This is a genomic window from Micromonospora pisi (assembly GCF_003633685.1).
In the GTDB taxonomy this organism is placed as follows: domain Bacteria; phylum Actinomycetota; class Actinomycetes; order Mycobacteriales; family Micromonosporaceae; genus Micromonospora_G; species Micromonospora_G pisi.
Genome location: NZ_RBKT01000001.1, coordinates 1,447,282 through 1,466,896 on the forward strand (window position 1 = coordinate 1,447,282; position 19,615 = coordinate 1,466,896).

The 19,615-nt window shown below is 68.5% G+C and carries 1 protein-coding gene; it reads right to left on the reverse strand.

Annotated features, from left to right (window positions below; all coding sequences use genetic code 11):
* Positions 1-62 precede the first annotated feature (62 nt).
* Positions 63-19,607 (reverse strand): toxin glutamine deamidase domain-containing protein, encoded by a 19,545-nt coding sequence (locus BDK92_RS38830; RefSeq protein ID WP_170208506.1) that lies wholly within the window; start codon positions 19,605-19,607, stop codon positions 63-65.
* Between the last annotated feature and the right edge of the window lie 8 nt (positions 19,608-19,615).

Genomic DNA, 19,615 nt, shown 5'->3' on the forward strand with positions numbered 1-19,615 from the left:
TGCTCACCGCCCTCGGGCCCGCCGTTACGCGGGCGGAGGTATTCGGCCATGGCCACGGCGTCTCACCACGCCGTGACCGACCGCACCGACACCGGATCGGCGGCTCGCTCGACGAGCACCACCACGCCCGAACCGTCTGGAGCGACCCGCCATTCGAAGATGTCGAACCGGGTCCCCTGCCGGACAACGACAGCCCCGGACCGCAGGTGCCGTGCGTCCATCGCCGACTCGGTCCGGACGACCAGCCGTACGAGACCGGCGCCGGCCTGGGAAGCATCCACTTCCGCGTACGCGACCAGCGGGAACGGCACGTGGAAGGTGTCACGGTCGGCACGGAGCCGGACAACGTCGTCGACGTGCAGCGTGAGCTGCGCCTCGCCGACGTACCGCGAGTTGTCCTCCGACAACCTCGTCGCGACGACCTGTGCGACCGCGCTGGCCGGCTCGAACCGCGGAGCGTTCCGGTCGAGCAGGTCATGCGTGAGGACAGCCATGTCGGTGTCCAGGTAGGCGTCCAGCAGAGCCGGGCCGTCGATCGCGTCGACGCCGAGGTAACCGCTCGCTGACCCGAACCGCCGAGCCCGGTGCTGCGACCGCTCCTGCGTCGTCGATGTCGCCAGCCCGTACCGTTGCACCAGCTCCATTCGGGGCGTGTGTGCCACGCCGCGGGCGCGGGCCAGGTCGCCGGCCAGTTCAGCCGCGTCGGCGACGGTGGTGCCCGGACGAAGCAGGGCGCGCCGTACCTCGCGGGTGAGTTCGGCCAGCACATCTGTGGGGGCGGTGCCGGCGTACGGCCGTACGATGGCGGTCACCTGACGCTCCACCTGCGCGGACCCGGGGCCGGCCGACGCCTCTCCGCCCGACCCGACGTTCGGCACGGCCCGAACCCGGACCCCCAGGTGGTCGCCGAGTTGCCGCGCCACGTCCTCCTGCCGCTGTACCGCCTCCAGGTACGCCTGGCTCTCTCCTGCCTCGGCGGGCTGGTCACCGCCCGATCGGTCCACGATCTCCCAGTCCTCGGACGTCTCACTTCGGCGCAGCTCACCGTTGACCACGACGGGTCCGAGCCCCGCCGGGTCGCTGTCACCGGGTACCACGCCGACGGCCAGATCGCCCCGCTTGACCAGCAGGTCCGCGAGTTCCCGGTCGGTCGTCCAGGGCTGGACGCGCTGGACGCCGCGCGACAGCCCTCGCCACTCCCGCTCGTCCGGGAGCCCATCGGGCCGAGCGGCCAACATCCAGACCTGTCCGTCCGCATCACCCGCGTACGTCCAGACCACCTCGGGACGGCTCAGGACCAGGCTCGGTGCCACCTTGTCGAGCGCATACCTGAACGGGTCGGAGCCGGCCTCGCCGTCGACGCCAGGCTCGCCCGCGCGCGAAGGGGACGGCCCCTCCTCCGGCTCAAGCAGCTCGGTCAGCTCATGTCCGAACAACAACCGTGCGTCGCCGGGAATCGGGATCCCCGGCGTCAGCGGCAGGAACTCCATGCTGGCGACCTCGGCCGGCAGCCGCGCGGCGCGGCCCAACTGACCGTCCAGGAGCACCACACCCGACCAGTCCCGGTACACGTTGAACACGTGTGCGACCCCACCCGCCGCGTTCCTCACCAGCACCAGACCCCGGGAACCGACCTCGGCCCGCTCGAACGCGTTCCGCACCGAATCGATGCCGGGTACCCGGAGCACCACCCCGGGATCCTCGTCCGCCAACCCCAACTGCTGACGTTGATAGTTCCGCACATGCGCGACGGGCAACGGCTCGGTACCACTCGCCTGGTGCGGCGCCGTATCCCACAGCGACATATCCGTCGCGATCGCCGTGATCACGCAGTTCGTCGCGAACGGCCCCTCCGGATCGCCGTGCCGCAACCGCGGATTCACCTCCGGCAACCACGGGTACGCCAACCGGATCCCGGCCTCCGAGCGGTTACCCGGAACCTCCCGGGCGAACATCCCGTCGCTGGAACCGTGCCCGGCCCAGCCGTCGCCCTGTCTTGACGAGGAGCCCGCTCCTCGTGACGAACTTGACGAGGAGCCTGCTCCTCGTGACGAAGAACCCGCTCCTCGTGACGAGGAGGAACCGCCCGGACCCGGATACGAAGGCTGCGGCCCGCCCATCGGCGCGTACGGCATCGCCCCCCACTGGCTTCTCGCCACCGCGTCGGTCCAGCGCGGACCAGGCTGAGGGTGCATCGGCATGGGCGTCGACGTCGGCACGGCCCAAGGCGCCGACGGAAGCCCGTGCGGTGGCGGCGGCAACGACGGCAAGCCGTACGTCGGCGGCGGCTGGAACGACGGACCCTGTCGCGGCGGCGCGGACGGCAGTCGCGGCAAACCCTGCGTCGGTGGCAGAGACGGTGGCGGCGGCAGCGGTGGTAGGCCGTGCGTCGGCGCCGGCTGTCCTGGTGGCGGTGCCGTTCTCCGGCTCGCCCGCCGACGCGCATCCGACTGGCCGCCAGGAACCGGCACTCCAATCGACTGGTAGATCATGCCGAGCTGGTTCAGCGCGTTGGTGATGTGCGCGTTGCCGCGCCCGGAATTCTGGAGCTGGCTGAGATGGCCGCCCACCCGTAGGACGAGGGAGCGCAGCGCCGGGTCGGTCCGCCAATCGGGTCGGTTCAGGCGTTGCCACACCTCGGCAATCTCGGAGAACGAGACCAGCGGAGCGTTCCGGCGTGGCTGGCTCCGGTTTGCCTGCCAGGCTGCCTCGATGACCCGGAGGACGACATCGGCCGCGGGATCGTTTGAGTTGTACGCGGAGCCGAAGGCGTCCCGCAACTCCTCCCGCGTGCTCGCCGGGCTGCGGGGAACGCCCTGCTGCCGCTGCTCGGCAACGTCGTAGCTGGACTGAACCACATCAGACATCGCCTCGTGGTGACGCCGGGCATCCGCGATCGAGACCAGGCCGCTTCCGTAGGTCCGTACCTCGACCACCACCAGCCTGACCGGCAGAAGTCCTTCGTTGGTGTCCAAGGTCCTGAACGAGGTACGGATGGTGAGTTCCTCGTTCTGGCGGGTCGGCGTGTTCGTCAGCCCGGGTGCCAGTCCATTGCGGAGGTAGTCACGGGTGGTGAAGCCAGCGGGATTCGGGATCCCGAGCGGGTCAACCGGCTGGTCGGCGGGGATGTTCGCTCGACGCCGGTACAGCTCGTCGAAATTCTCGGTTCTGGAACGGAAGACGGTTTCGAAGCCGCGCTCGATACCGTCGTGATCTTCCCGCAGGTACTGCCGGGCCGATTCGCTGAGGTCCTCGTCGCGGATGACCGACGGATCGACCCGCAGGGCGATCGGGAGATGATTCTTGATCATCCCACCCCCGATTCGTTGCCGGGCCACCCCTACGGCCTGCGCATAGAGCGCCACCGCGAAGCCACGCAGTTTGGCCACGTCATCGGGCAGGTCGGCGTTTTCCATTCGGCCGACCATGTCCTCCACGTCGCGGAGGCTGGTGGGGAATCGACCGTTGTTGACTTGGGACCAGAGCAGGTACCTGGCGGCGACCTCGTTCCCGAACTGCAACGCGGCGTCGAGATCGGTCCGGCCAAAGAAATTCTGCTCGGGATAGTCACGGATGTGGTCCGCGACGTGGGCGAACAGGTCGTACAGCCCCTCGGTCGGGGTGCCGAACGTGTGTTGGACCAATGCACCCGGCGCGGCGCCGAGGGGTCGGGGACCGATCTCCGTACTGCCGCCGGTGCGGGCAAGCCGGTGCCCCCTGTGACCGGTCAGGACGTCACCCGCCCCGTAGTACTGCGGTGGCCCATCGGTGTCCGGCACCGCGCTCAGGTCCGCGTCCAACCGCTCAAGCCAGTCCCAGATGGAGTCCGGGTCGGTCCGATTCTCCTCCCCCTGGCGCAGCAACCGCATGGGGCGGACCGTCGCCGCCTCCGGAATGTTGACCTCCTGGGCCGGAGTGCCGGGCGGGGCATCGCTCTGCCGCTCCCAGAAATGGCCGTCCGCGCGGGGAAAGAACCGCCTGCTGTCCACCTTCAGCACGGCGGCCCCGACGCCGAGGCCCCATACGATCGCAGTGTTGTACCACTGGTGTGGGGTCTTCGACAGCGGCATACGCAGCAGCCGGCTGAACTCGATCTCGATGCCCGATCCGCCGAAGCGGGAATAGGGCGTCCGGTCGACCATCGCCCGCGCGGACGAGTCGGACTCGACCACCGGCTGGGTCGCGCCGCTTGCCACCTTGCCGTCCGGATTCACCGTCAACGCCCGGAGGGCGATATCCGATTCGAGCAGACCGATCTCCCGCCTGTCGCCCGTGGAATCGCGGTCGGGGTCGACCGGAACCACTCGCTGGCCAGCCGGCGCCTGCGGATCGACCAGTACGACCTGACCATCGGTGGTGTGGTAGTAGAAGAGCCCGTGGCCACGCCGCAGGTTGGGACGTTCCACCAGGAGGAACGCCGCAGCCCCCGGACCCGCGTCCCGGACCGCCCGCTCCACCTCTGCCCGCGAGGCCAACGGCCAGCGCGTCGGGCTGGCGAAGTGTTCGGTGCCGCGCCGGGTGTCAACCGTCTGGTCATCGGTGTACCCGGCCCTCCGGACACCGCCGGGGAAAAGCCGCCACCGCGCCTCGTCCTGCAGGATCAGACAATTGTTCGGGTCGTCGGGTACCCCGACCTCGTCAACCAGGTCCTCGACCAGTGCGGTCAGCTCCGCGCTCGTCAACCGGACGTCGTTGGTACGCAGGAACCGTTCTCGGGCGGTCCGCCGTACGTCGGTCGACCCGGCGTCTGGCCGCGCCGACCCGCCCGTCTCGTTCACTGGTGCAACAACCGCACCCGAGTCGTCGTCACCCACCAACTCCGCCGGATCAACCACCCCGGCATTCACCGGCGGACGAACATCGTCGGTCAGCGGAAGGAAAACCCACTCCACATCCCCGTCCGGCCGCAGGGCCAACCCACCCCGTTGCCCATCAAGGAAAGCCACCGAGTCACGCGGATCAGCCCCCGGCTGATCAGCGACCCGGACCACGTTGATCGCATGCGAGGTCCCCGCCCCGACACCGTCCGAGGCCCGGCGCCGGGCCAACAGCACACCCTGCGCCCCCACCGGAGCAGCCGCCATCACCTCACGAACCGACTCCACATCCGTCCGGAACACCGGCGACAACACATCATCCGGCAGACGCAACTCCTGCCGCTGAAACGCCAACAGATGCGACTCCGGCATGGTCGCCTCCGGCGGAGCCTGCCAACCAGACTCCTCACCCCGCCTGAGATTCATAGCCGTGACCATCGCGACCAACACACAGTTCGTGTCAGACCCAGCCGGGTTCACCGACCCCAACCAGCCGAACTCCGCCCGCGCCCCCGCATCGTCCACAAACCGTGACGGAAGAAACCCAACCGACCCACCCGGCAGACCCGCACCCGCCCAACCCTGACCAGACCCACCAAACGACGACCCCGACCGAGTCCCATGCCCAGCCCCCGACCGGTATCCAGACCCAACCGACGAACCCCCACCAAAAACCTGACCCGACCCCGGACCACCCGGGAATCGACTCGAAGACCCGCCCAGACCCGAGTACCCCTGCCCCGGTGCCGACTGCGGGCCACTCGGCTGCCCGGCATCGGATCGCCGCCCCCGTCGGCCCCGGCTCGGCTCGCCCCCCGCGTTCTCCTCGGCCGTGAGCCCGGCGAAGGAGGTCGTCATCCCGTCGACCGGAACGAGCGGGCGCTGGAGCAGGGGCCTGATCGCCGCAAGGATGTCCCGGATGTCTCGCGCCCTGAGCGCGGCAGTGCGAGCGTCGACCACCGTCGGCGAATAGGTGCTGAGTTGCCGGGCGACCTCTTCCAAGTTCTGACCGGCCCACAGCAGTGGTCGCGGCCACGACGGGTGGGCCGGGCCGACGGAGATGGCCCCCAACTGCCGGGAGATATCCGCCACCTGACGTGCGGTGATCAGGCCCGCGCCGCTCGAAGGCGGCGCCCATTCGTTCATCTTGTCGAGGAACGAGTTGATCCGGTTCGTCAGAGCCGCCCCTGGCGACGGCTCGGCCTGCTCCCTACGCTCGCCCTCGGCACGCAGTGCGCCGAGCAGGTTCACGACTGTGTCGTGGTCACTGTCCATCTCGTCCACCGACACGCGCGCTACGCGGAGTCCCCGGATCTCGAATACGGCGGACGGTTTCATCCGACCTCGGTTGTCGGCAAGTTGTGCGAACGCGTCCGGGTCATCCGACCCGGTGTTCAAACCGACGGCGAACAACTGGTCGATCTCGACCTGAGGGTTCTCCCGCAGGGCATTGTCCAGATACTGGGCGAGCGTGTACCGCTCGACATCCGGCACCTCCGGAGTCTTCAGCCGTTCGAGGTAGTCCATCGTGTCGACGTCCGGCCACCGCCAATTGCCCGGGTCCTGGAAGTTGCTTTCCCTCGTGATGTGTCTGCGGAATCGCTCGCGCCACAACGTCCTGATGGTGGGAGCCTGGACTTCGAGGAAGGAACGTACCGGCCCCGGCAAACTCGCGCGGACCGCGCGGAGCGGATTCCGGAGACCGAGTGCAAGCAGGTTCTTCACCAACCTGCGCGTTCGGACGCTCGCGTTCTCGGCGGCGGCGGAGACGTGCGTGTAGGTATGGATCATGAAATCCCAGAGCTGTACGACTTCCGGCATGTGTCGGTACGCATCGACCTGATCCGGCCGGACACCCAGATAGAGCGCGACAACTCCTCGGCCAAACTCGATGCCGCCGCGCAGGAGTTGCTGCGGCTCAGGTGCGAGCCTGTCCCCTTGCACCAGCCACTCCGCCAGGCCCAGGGCGTCGCCGATGGGTACGTCGACGTTCCACTGGACATACATCTTGGTGTCCACGAACGGTATGAAAATCTCCGCATCCCGACCCTCGTCCGTGATCTCCCAGCCATCTTCGGGTCGGTAGATCTCCTCAATCGACGTCCCTCGCAAATTCGGGTCGTCCCGCCAGCGCGGCGCCTGCGTTGCCCGATCGAGGACTCCACGGAAAATCGGAGTGACGCCGCTCCAGGATGGCCGCCCCTCGTCCGCGACACGGTCGGCCACGGTCGGGTGGATTCTCTGCTCGACGATCGGGAAACTCGACCATCTACCCCCGTGGCGCAGACGGAAGGGAGCCGTTTCGCCATCCGGATAGAGAAGGCCGTCGGCAGCAAGAAAAAAGGACTTCTTGTCTACCGTCACGTCCATGTCGTGCGCCATCTCCACACCGGGACCGGCGCGCCTCTTCGCCAGGATCGGGCCCTGTTTCGGATCCACGTCCGGGCGTAGCCGCACGATCACCCGCAACTCGGCCTCGGCGGCAACGCCTTCGGCCGCACCGGTCAATGCGGCCGGGTCGACCACGTGCGAACCTTCCGGCGCGCCGATCTCATCGCTCATCGGAAGGAAGTAGATGTCCCCGAACGGGTCCGGCTCCTGCCCCCACCCGGCCCGCTGCGCATCGAGGAAGTGCACCTCACCACCGTCACGCACCACCACGTTGAACGCGTGCGAGGCACCCACCCCGAAACCCGCATCCCGTTCCCGGACCAGCACGATGCCCCGCGACCCCGCCGGGGCCGCCGCCATCAACGCCCGAACCGACTCCCAATCGGTCCGATAGACCCGCGCCTGGTCGCCCGGCAGGTTCAACTGCTGACGCTGACGCGCCACCAGATGCGACTCCGGCAAAGGCCCTGAAGACGGAACCTCCTCCACCAGGAACGTGTCATCCGGGTCCAGATTCATGTCTGCGGAGATCGCGAGCAGCACACAGTTCGTAGCCGACCCGTCGGAATTCATCGTCCCCAACCACGGATACATCGCCACCGCCCGCGCATCATCAGTCGCCGGCGACAACACCTCCTCGGCAGGCTCACCAACCCGCGCGGCATCCACCGGACCGGTCTGCCCCGACACCGCGAAACGGCCCCGCCGGGAGTCGTCAGCCGGAAGCAACTCGGCGGCTGGCCGGCGGCTCATGCCGTACAGGCCCTCCGGATAGGCGAAGTTCACCACCTGCCCGTTCGGCAGGTACGCCACCACGGTCATCCCGTACCGGTAGTACGTGTACTCCGTCCGGTCCTCCGGGTCGCGCTGAATGATTTCGTTGAGCCCCTGGCTCGAGTTCCGCTCGGGGTCGAGCCCGCCCGACCGCCCAGCCGGGCGGTTGGGCGAGGTGACCGGGGTGGTCGTCCGCTGGCCGTAACCGTGTCCGTCCAGTTGTTCCCGCAGCGGCTGACCGTCCTCGTCGAGCAGTTGTGACACCTCGGTGAGGACCACGCCGAGCCGGATCCCGGTGCCGGGCAGTTCGTACCGGTGGGCGAGCAGTTGCGCCAGGCGGGGACGCAGGTTTGGCTCACCGGTGAACTGCGCGGGGTCGACCAGGACGTCCCCGAGTCCGAAACCGGTGTCCGACATCAGGTACCGGTGCAGGAGCCGGGCCACCCGGGACGCCGGGTCGCTGCCCTGTAGCAGCCGCGATACGTCTTCGCCGGAGTCCGCGTCCCGAACGTCGGACCGGCTCGTTTCCTCGGGCCGCGCCGCCGGTGCCAGCGCCTCGAGCAGGACGTTCCCGAGGTCGCGGGCCGCCGGCAGAGCCATCGGGATGAAGGTTCGGTCGTCGGTGACCAGCGTGTTGAGGTTCGGACCTGCCGGCGCGGTGCCCCCCTCGGGCGAGCCCGGCGGTGGCGCGTCCGGCGACTGCGACTCGGGTTCCGGGACGCGCAGCAGGGGCTGCCACGGGTTGCTCGTGTCCTCCACCGACCTGGTCAGGTGCGCCGGTAGCAACCGGCGGGCCGACCCGCCCTCGGTCTGTCTCACCTCCCGCCAGACGAACGGCTGGTGCTGGTCGAGGAAGGTACGCACCGTCTGGTCGGCCCCGAACCAGCCCGCCACGCCCAGCAGCACCGAATGGGCGCCGGTACCGATGGTCTGCAACGCCTCGGGCATCCGGGCCGAATAGCTGATCTCGACGACGAAGGTGACGGCGTTGTTCTGTTCGTGCGAGCCGGACGTGCCGTACTGGAAGACGTTTCGCACGCTGTCCCGCTGACCGCGCCCGGAGCCTCCGCGCCGCTGTCCGCCCGGGCGGAAACGCCCGCCGCTTCCGGCGGACCAGACCGACGACTCACTCTCCTCCTCGGCGTCGATCGCCTCGTCGCGGATGGTCAGGCTCGCCTCCGGCCGGCTCAGGTCCGACGCTGGCGCGCCCAGCCGCCCGGTGATCCGGATGTAGACGAAGCCGGTCCCGTTCAACGGTCCGGGCGCCAGGAACCAGCCACGTGCACCCGAGCCGAACAGGTCGGCCGCCCACAGCTCGAGTGCGTCAGGGGAGAAAGTCCGGGAGATCTGCTGCCACAGCTCGTTCGGCCGATCCTGGTCCTGGAGGAGGAGTCCCCGATCGACGAGCGTGGCGCGGATGCCTTCCAACAGACCAACCGCACGCAACTGCTCGAATCGGCTGGCTGCCTGACCGAGCACCGGGTCCACGTCGGTCCGCACGGGCCGGTCCGGCAGTGTCACCGGGGTCGCGTTCGGCAGACCGAGATCGGCGGCGAACCGATCCGGCACCGCGAACTCCAGGCCGTTCTCGAGATCCAGGGTCCCCCGCAGGTCCCGCGTGACGGAGGCGTTCCAGCGGACCAGTCGCACCGTGAATCGGACCCGTCCGGCGCGGTAGGCCTGCACGGTGTCGCGGTACGTGGCGCCGGTGGTGCCGCTGCTGCCGGACCTGACCGCGTCGGACATGGACCGGTCCGTGGACGCGCCGCCGGAAAAGCCGAGAGCGAGGGGGTTCGCCGCCGACGACTCGTCGTTCGCGGGGACCGCGCCGGTGCTCCTGGTGCCGGCCGAACGGGTCAGCTCCATGCTCTCGACCACGTCGAAGTGGGTATCCGTCCGCGCGTACTGCTCGACCACGGTGGTCTCGCTGGCCCGCAGGTGTTCCGGCTCGGACACCACGGCTGAGATCTCGACCGCCGATTCCCAGCCGTCCTCCTTCCCGAGCGACACGGCCCAGGAGGAGCCGCGACCGACCAGGGACACGAAGTGGGCATCGAGTTCGCTCGGCACCCCCAGGTCCCACAGCGCCTCGGGCCAGTTCATCGGCTCCCGGTGCCAGCCCTCCGGGCGGTTGTGGAGCATCGCGTAGAGGCGCGCCGCCAGGGCCGGTAGCTCCGGCAGCTCCGCGAAGCGCGGAAACACCCCGGCGACGCCGAGCGTGTCGAACGGGACCGGTGACCCGGAAAGTGGCGGGGGCGGCGTGCCGGGCGGGTAGACCCGGGCCTGGACCGCCGCCGCCTCCGCTGCGGTGACCGGCTGCCGCGGTAGGTGTTCCTCGGGCACGACGACCTGCTGCTGGACGTCCGGCCCGTCGATCAGCCAGGTCGACCGTTCGCCGCCGTCCGGTCGTACGACGACCTCGTAGACCATCTCGTACGTGTGCTCGCGCACCATGCCGTTGGTCGTCATACGCCGATAGCTCCGGGCCACCCGCGACTGGGCGCGCTCGGTGCTCCGTACGAGCGAGACCTCGGTCTGCAGCCCGTCGAACGACAGTTGGGCGGACTCACCCAGCCCGAAGGTGAGAGCCGCCGCGAGGCCGGTGCCCGCCGACTGCCTATCGGTGACCGCGGCCCCCGATCCCGCTGAGAGCATCGCCTGGTTGCTGACCGCCATCGGATACGACTGGCTGTCGAGCCGCTGCCTCGGGTGCCCGACAACGAGCACCTCGTACCGCTTGCCGCCGATCTGGAAGACGGCGAAGATACCGGTCCGGAGCCGCCCTGGGTCGCCTTCGAGCGCGGGCATCCCGTAGTGGACGTAGACGCCTCGCTGCACCTCCCCCCAGATCGGGGCGTCCGACGCGATGGCGGCGGGATCGACGTTCGCCCGCAGCACCGCCAGCACCAACGGCGCGACCCGCGCACCGCCGGGCAGGCCGTTGGTGGTGCCCGGGCCGTCGCCACGGCGTGCTGCCAGGATCAGCGGCTCGTCGGACTGCGGCGCCGCCGGCTGGAACGGCGTGCGGGCCTGGGGCGCGTCCGGCCGATGTGGGCCCAGCCGATGGTCGACCTGCTCCGCCGTCATCGGTGCCGGCGGCTGCTCCAGGGCTGGCGTGATCAGTGGCCGGAACCGCGGCGGTACGGGCGTGGTGGCGAGCGGTGCGCCGAAGCGGGCCTGTTCGAAGGCGTCCGTCTCGGTGGCTGGCACCCCGAGTTCGGCGACAGCGGGGGCGGTCACCGGGTTGAACCGGTGGGTACTCGACGTGACGCTGACCCGCACTGACGCCGAGGCCTGGTAGCGAACCTGCGGCGTCTCCCGGCTGAGCACCGTGTGGGTCATGCCCTCGACGCTGAGGTCCTGCGCCGTCGACCGTCCCCATTTCTTGTTCACGTACGGGCCGAACCCGCCCTCGACGACGCCGCCGCCCAACCCGCCAGTGGTCCAACCGAGGGACCCGTTGACGGAGGAAGCGACAGCCCGGCCCGCAGACGCCCCGCGAACCACCCCGAGGTCGTCCTGGACCGCGACGCCCGGGACCTCGCCGAGACGTTGCATCTCCCGCAGGGTGAGCTGGACGGTGACGTGGCCCTGGAACTCTTGTCCCCCGTCTACCGGAACCACCAGCAGGTCCGTGCTGTCCACGCCGCTGAGCAACCAACGGCTGCGGTCGAGGGCGGTCCGCTCGTTGAGCAACTGGCTGCCGGCCTGCCGGGCAACCTGCGCGGCGGAAGCGGCCGGCAGGTCGCCCTCCCGCAACGTCCGGTGCAGGTAGCGCACGGCGGGCGTGAGATTGATCGCGGTCAGCGTCTCGCGGGCCGTCGACGGTCCCGGCCGCGCTCCTTCGGCCGGCCCGACCAGTGGCGTCTGGCGCGGCTGGTGGTCCTGGCCAACCGCCTGCTCCGGCAGCTTGACGACCAGCAGACCGCGCTCGGTCGGGACCGCTACCGGCTCGCCCCACTGGTGTCCGTCGACGGAGATCTCGAACTCGACCCCGCTGACGAAGTTGACGCCGGTGCCGGCACGGAGCCTCCGCCCAGAGATGACCCCGTACGACTGGACCGTCGAGCGGTGCTCGCTACTGTCGACCCCCGGCCGCAGACCCGTCAGTACGGAGAGATAGCCGAACCCGAGGTTGGCCGCCGTGCCCACTGCTCGCGCGACACCGCCCGACACTGCCTGCCGCTGACTGGTGGTGCTGGTCGTGGTCGACCCCACGGGGAGGTCGAACCGGTTCCCGCCCGGCGCGGGCTCCTCCACCGCCTTGAGCGCGTACAACCTGGGCTTGATCCAGACCAACCGGTCGCCGATCACCCCGACCCAGCCCTCACGCAGCAGGTCGTCCCACTTCTCGGTGTTCTCCTCGCCGAGCGCCCGCCCGGCGACGGTGAGGGCGTCCGGGACATCCGGCGAGATCTGGTCGGCCGGGAAGTCCGACCGACCCTCGTCGTGCGACGGTTCGATCCGAAGAAGTTCGACGAGCCGATCCTGCATCCCCTGCCGCAGCATCATCTCCTCGGTCGCGGTACCCCCGGGCAGCTCCGCCGGCAGGGCAGGCAGGTCCGCCACGATTTCCCGGGCCAGTTCGGCCTCCCCCTCCCAGCCGGCCGACTGGACGCTGAACTCACCGGTGGCACCCTGCTCGATGTACCACGGTGCCGTCACACGGTCCACGGACGTCTCATCAACGAACGACTCGTCGACCGACGAGTCATCGACCGACCCGTCCTCGACGAACGACTCGTCGACCGACGACGACTCATCGGCCGACGGCTGGACCGAGGCCGGATTGGCGGGCGACACCGGCACGGGGACGGGTTGCGGGGTGCTTCCCACCCCGTCGCTCGGCTCCCGGGAGATCGACCGCCGGTTCTGCTCGACTCTCTCGGCGAGATACCGAGCATCGATCTCGAACAGCGCGGAGGGTGGTCTGGACCCGAAACCCTCCTGCGGCAGGTCGACCCGGAACCGCCGGAGCAGTTGCGAACCGCGCGGTGACGGATCCTCCCGGACCTGGTCCTCGGTGACCTCCTCCACGGTCACGGATACCGGCGGCTGACCTGGCGTGGACTCGACCCGCGCCCCCTGAGCTGCGGCGGGGGGCGGCGCCGACACCGGCGCGGTGGCGGGAGCCGGCCCGGCCTCGGGGACGAGGACGGACGTGGCTTCGGGTGTGGACGCCGATCCGGACCCGGGTGCGGACACCGGAGGTTCGAATTCCGCACCCATTCTGCGATGTCGGGAGCGTGGATTGCGGACCTCCGACTCGGCCGCCTCCGACGGCGACTCCACCGTGGCAGCCGGGGACACAACACCGTCAGCGACGTCAGACGACTGAGGGACCCCAGCGTCACCCGCCAACTCTGCCGGATCAACCACCACGGAATTCGCCGGCACACCGATTCCATCGGTCACCGGCAGGAAAATCAACTCGACAATCTCGTCCGGCACCCGGGCCAACCCGCCCCGCTGCCCGTCGAGAAAGACCACCCCACTCTCGTCACGGAGGACGTTGAACGCGTGCGAGGTACCAACCGCACCACCGTCCACCCGACCACGCACCAACAGCACACCCCGTGACCCCGCCGGAGCCGCCGCCATCACCGCCCGAACCGACTCCACATCCGTACGCAACACCAGAGGATCGGCATCCTTCAACTGCTGACGCTGATACGCCACCAGATCCAACTCCGGCATGACACTCTCCGCCGGGGCCTGCCACACAAATTCCTCACCCGGAACCGCACTCATATCCGTGGCAATCGCGGTCAACACACAGTTCGTGTCAGACCCGTCCGGATTCACCAACCCCAACCACGGAAACGCCTCCAACACCGCGGCGTCGTCGGCAAACCGCGACGGGACGACCTGGCCCGACTCACCCGACGAGTCCACACCCGCCCAGCGACCACCGGACTGCCCGCCGGAGGAACCCGTCGGCCCCTGCCCCGGCGCCCACCCGTACGGGGGGTTCTGCCACGGCGCCGGATCGGAAGACTGCGACGGCACCGAAGGACCCGAACCACTTCGGTACGCGCCACCCGACGGCGTGGGCCCGTACACCGGACCACCGCTGGGCTGGGCAGGTGGCAACACGACCGGATAGGAGGGATGCGGTCCGCGTTGCTGTACCGGTCCGGCCGGGCCACCGGCGTTGAATTGCCGTTTCCGTCGAGTCTGACTCGGGTTGCCCTCACCCCTGTTTGCGCTCGTGGTCAGGCCGGAAAACGTCGCCGACAATTGATCAACCGCCGCATTCGGAGGTGGAAGCAGAGACATGATCTGTCCGAGAATTTGCCGGATGTCCTCCGCCCGGCTAATCGCCGAGCGACTGTCGGCTCCCGGGGTCATCGTATAGTGGCGAAGTTGGCGGGCTATCTCTCCCAGTTGTGCTCTGACCGCCAGAAGTGGTTGCGGCCAGGACGGGTGGGCCGCACCGACGGCGACGGCACCCAGTTGCCGGGAAATCTCCGTCATCTGATGGTCGGTGATCAGGCCCAGGCCGCTCGACACCGGAGCCCACCCGTTCATTGCTCGAACAAATGCGCTCACCTGGTACGTCAGACGCAGTGCCGGCGACTGACCGCCTCGCTCCCGACGCTCGCCCTCGGCACGCAGATCCCCGAGCAGCTCGACGATCTCGTCATGATCTGCGTCCATCTCATCCGCCGACACTCGATCCGTGCGAAGTCTCCGGATCTCGTATACCGCAGATTCCTTCAATCGACCCCGGTTGTCGTCAAGTCGCGCGAAAGGTTCTGAACCTGATCCACTGTTCAGGCCCACGGCGACATCTTGGTCGATACGAAACTCAGGATTGCCGACCAGGGCGTTGTCCAGATATTGCCCGATGGTGTACCGCTGGACAGATTCCGATATCTTCGGTGTTCTCAGGTGAAGGAAATTGGTAGTATCAAGGTTCCGACGCCAGCTCTGTTCGAAACGAAAAGCGCTCTCATTTAGGATATGCCTGCGGAAGCGCTCGGCCCACATCGCCTTGATGGTCGGGGCGTTGGCGTCAAGGAACACCTGCACCGGCTCCGGCAGCTTCTCGCGGACCACGTGCAGCGGATTCCGGAGGCCGATCGCAAGCAAGTTCTTCACCAGCATGCTCATCTTGACGCTCGCGCCCTGGGCGACGGCGGAAGCGTGCGTGTAGGTGTGCACCATGAGGTCCCATAGCTGCGCGACTTCGGGCAGGTGCCGGTACGACTCGGCTTCACCTGGCGCAACACCGAGATATCGAGCTACGACCTCGCGACCGAACTCTATGCCGCCTTGCAGGAGTAGCCGCACTTCAGGGTAAGGGGTGTTCACATCCCGCGCCAACCACCCCACCAACCCGAGCCCGTCACCAAGGGGTACGCCGACATTCCACTGGACGTACATGCTGTCGTCCGGAAATGGCACGAAGATCTGCGCGCCACGACCCTCGGGCGTAATCTCCCATCCAGCTTCAGGAGGATAGAGCGCCTCGATCGGCAGCCCGCGCTGCCCGGAACCGAACCGCCAGCGGGGCGCGGACCTCAACCGTGCGCCCACCGTACGAATCTCCCGGAAGACGCTATTCCATGATGGGCGCCCCCTGTCCCCACCGTGACGATCGGCTACCGTCGGGTGGATCCTGTCCTCGATGATTTCAAATCGTGCCCTGCCAGTTCCTGCTTGCACGGACGTTGGCATCGTGTCCCGACTTGGGTAAAGGAGACCGTCAGAACCCTGGAAATATGATCTCCCATCCAGAGTCGCCTCCATGTCATACGTCGTCTCGACACCGGGGGCAGCGCGCCTTCGCGCCAGAATGGGACTGTAATCGGGATCTACGCCGGGGCGTAGCACCACTATCGCCTGACGCTCGATCTCTACGGCAACGCCCTCGGCGTCACCGGTCAACTCGGCCGTTTCGACCGCATCCGCATTCGCCGGTATGCCGATCTCTTTGGTCATCGGCAGGAAAAGAAACTCGCTGAACCCGTCCGGAGTCCGGGCCCACCCGGACCGCTGAGCATCGAGGAAGTCCACCTTTCCGTCGTCACGCACCACCACGTTGAACGCGTGGGAGGCCCCGACCCCGGCACTGGGTGCCGGACGTCGGACCAGCAACACACCCCGCGACCCCGCCGGAGCAGCCGCCATCACCGCGCGAACCGACTCGACATCGGTCCGGTAAACCGATGGCCCGTCCTGGTCCGACAGATCCAACTGCTGACGCTGGTACGCCACCAGGTCCGACTCCGGCATGGCGCTCTCGGACGGCACCTCCTCCAGCGTCAACGTCTCATCCGGATTCAGGTTGAGGTCCGCGGCAATCGCGGTGAGCACACAGTTTGTGGCGGACCCACTCGAATTCATCGACTTGAGCCAGGGGTACGCCTGGACCGCCCGGCTATCGTCAGCATCCGGCGACGTGGTGTCCATGAGCGACTTACCGGCCGGAGAGAAGGCGCTCTCGACCGGAGTACCCGACGGATCGAACAAGCGGATCCGCGCCGAACCCGGCGAACCCGGCGGAGTCACCTTGGCGCTTCGCGCCTCGTCGGGATCCGCCGGAATCGACCTCAGCCGCGCCTCGGCAGACGTCTGACCCAGGTCGATCCACGCAACCTGGCCATCCGACGCGTGGTACACCGCGAAGGGACGCGCGGGTCCGTCGGGACGCCCCAACAGGACGAAGGCCGAACTTCCCACGCCCGCCGTCCGCACCGCGGTCGTCACCGCCGCCCACGACGGCGCCCGCTCCCAACGCCGAATGGTGCCGAACTCCGGACTGCTGGCCAAACCTCCGCTGTCCGCGTCGGTGGACGTGCTCGTGGACCCCACGCCCGTCTGGTGGAACCGAGAACCCAGAGCACCGAGCAGAGCCAACGGATCATCGCTCGGCGCCGGCCGCCGCAGCACCTCGTCCGTCACCGCCGACAGTTCACCCAGGGAAAGCGGATGCACCCGCGCGGGCGGGCCCGTGAGCGGCTCGGCCACCCCGGCCGGCGACGCGGATCCGGCAGCCAGCCATTCGCCGCTGTCCGCCCGTCGCGGAGTGGAGACGCGAGGAAGTTCTTGGCTGACGTCGTTGCCGAGATGCACGCCGTTGCCGGCTGGCATAACCACCGGCACCGGCATTGTGGGCGTAACGGTGTTCACGGGCCTACCGTGCTGTGACTCCTCGGCCGGTCGGTTCTGTCCGGCGCGCGCGTCGCGGCGGGCAGCGGTGCGCGACCCGCCCGATCGGCGGACGGTCGGCGTCTCGGCGATCTCCGGTGCGATGAACCCGGATCGCGGCAGCACCACCGGAGCCGGTTCGTCGTCACCGGCCCGGATCTCCGTACCTGTCGGGTCGAGGATCAGCGCCCGCGCGGCGGCGGCAAGCCCCAACTCGGCGCGGCTGATGCTGCGCCCACCCAGCTCGTTCTGCCGCTCCGACCACCGCAGCGGCTGATCCGGATCAGCGGTGTGGTGCAGCACGAATGCCCCGGCGGTACCACCGAGCTGTTCCCCCCGCACCAGCGCAGTGCTACCCGGCCCGGCCTCCGTCACCCGCCGCTCGAGATCCTCCCAGGACGACACCCTCTGCCACCCGACACCACCGCCGAGGTCGTCGTCCACCACAGCCGGGCCGAACAGCACTTCGGACAACTGCGCTCCGCCCAGTTCGGACGCCGGTGCGGACACCCGCGCGCTCGGGACGACCGGAACATGACCGGGCATCTGACTGGAAGGGGCAGTTCGGTCCAGCGGGGCAGTTCGGTCCAGCGGGGCGGCTCGGTCCAGCGGGGCGGCTCGGTCCACCGGGGCAGCCGAGGCGGGAGCCGGCGGCATGGCCGAAATGGACGGGGGTGTCGGGGTGAACACAGGCGGGCCACTCGACGTCGCCCCGCCCTCGCCCTTCACCGTTCCCGTCGCCGGCGTGCTCACCGGAGCGGTCGCTGGCGAACTCACCGGTGTCGGGACACGTCCTGCCTGGGCCGCCGGGTTCGTGACCTGCTGTGGCCCAGGCGGCCATTCAGAAGGCAGTGGTGTCGCACCGCCGTTGGCTGCCGGTACTCCGGCCAGCGGTTCCGGGCGGATGTTGGGGCCGAGGCCCGGTGGGCCCCCCGGACCGACACCAGCCGACACACTGGAGCCGCCTCCAGCCGCCGGAACCGCCGGGAAACTCGGGGCCGGCCCGGCCACACCGACGGCCCACTGCCCGGTACCGAGGGGCGCCGGCGGTCTCACCAGTGAGAGATCGGCCCCGGCAGATGGAATGGTGGACGGGGCAGGTCCGATGGACGTACCAGCGGCGACGGTGCCGGGTACGCCGGGATGCACCAGATCAGGACCGACCGTTTCTGGAGACGCAGGTTGGCCCGGCCTCGACCCAGACTCGGGTTGACCCGGCAGAGACGGAGGCTGCCCCAGGAAAGACGGTGGCTGACCAGACAAAGAGGAAGGCTGACGCGGCAGGGAGGGAGGTTGGCCCGGCAGGGATGGAGGTTGACCGGACAAAGACGGAGGTTGGCCCGGCACAGACGGCAGTGGCCCCAGGAAAGACGGAGGCGGGCCACCCTTGTCGGACGAGTCTCCGCTGCGGGTTCGGTCACCGCCTGCTACGGCGTCGGGATGGGTGAGCCGCCGAAGGTTCGTGCCGGCGATATCCCCGGCACCTTCCGCCGCGCCGGAAAGCATGCCCGACACGAGCGTGACCGGCACCGTACTCCACTGCCAGCCCTCACCCTTGACCAGATTGAACGTACCCTCACCGACAACCTCGACAGCACCCTCGGTCACCACGTTCTCGACGAACTCCGCCGCCACGTTCCGAGCCGCATGACCAGCAACCGCGTCCGCCACACCCTTGACCCCGGAATCAGCCACCGCATCCGCCGCACCCTTGGCCGCACCAGAAGCCGCCGCCCGCGCAGCATCCCCAGCACGATCAGCAGCCTGCTCCACCGCCTCACGCAAAAACCGGTTACCAAGCCCACCAAGAACCCCGCCACCAGCCCCCATCACCACACCGATCAGACCCGTCCACGACCCAACCGCCGCCGCGTTCTTCGTCAGATCAACATTCCAACCCTTCTGATGCCCCCGCTGAATCAGGATCGCCTGCGCGATCACATCCATCAACACCTGCAAACCCACACCAACGACCTGGCCCATCCCCACCGCCACAATCAGACGGGCCAACCACAACGCGATCTTCCACTTGTCCACCAACAGCTTGATCGCCATGTTCTGCAGCACACCCGGCCACAACCACGCAATCGCCAACGCGAACGCCAACTCGATCATCAACTCGATGATCGTCAAAATGATCATGATCTGGGTGTACTCAACCTGGGTCGCCGAATCCTCCAGACCCTCACCCAACCGGCGAACATACCGGGACGCCACAACCAGATAACCGTCGTCGCCCAGATAGTCCTTCATCGCATCAACAAACGCCTGCTCCGACTTACCCGCCACCCCGTTACTGATGCTGTTCACCGCAGTAACAAACAGCGGCAACACCTGCTCCAAACCATCAGACGCCGCGTAATGACCATGCGCCAACAACCGCAACTTGTCCGGATCCGTCGCCGGAAGCTCCTCACCCGTCAACCACTTCAGGAACTCGGCAGCATCATCAGACATCTCGATGGCCATGTCGCCGC